Source organism: Pseudomonas sp. HMSC066A08 (assembly GCF_001813025.1).
GTDB classification, from domain to species: Bacteria; Pseudomonadota; Gammaproteobacteria; order Pseudomonadales; family Pseudomonadaceae; genus Pseudomonas; species Pseudomonas aeruginosa.
The window spans coordinates 1-238 of the sequence record NZ_KV811379.1 but is presented as its reverse complement, the minus strand read 5'-3'; the positions used below and the strand labels follow the sequence as shown (position 1 = coordinate 238).

At 64.7% G+C, this 238-nt stretch carries 1 protein-coding gene; it reads left to right on the top strand.

From position 1 onward, the window contains the following. Positions 1 to 238: hypothetical protein (locus HMPREF2886_RS35145; RefSeq protein WP_256562623.1), on the top strand; the 238-nt coding region annotated here is incomplete at both ends.

Below are 238 nucleotides of genomic sequence, written 5' to 3'. Positions count from 1 at the left end.
GCCGCTGGTGATCACCCCGGAAGGCCTCGACCGGCGCTTCTACGAAATCTGCGCGCTGTCCGAGCTAAAGAACGCCCTGCGCTCCGGCGACATCTGGGTCAAGGGCTCGCGGCAGTTCCGCGACTTCGACGACTACCTGCTGCCGGCAGAGAAGTTCACCGCGCTCAAGCGGGATCAGGCCTTGCCCCTGGCGATCAACCCGAGCAGCGACCAGTACCTGGAAGAGCGTTTGCAGCTG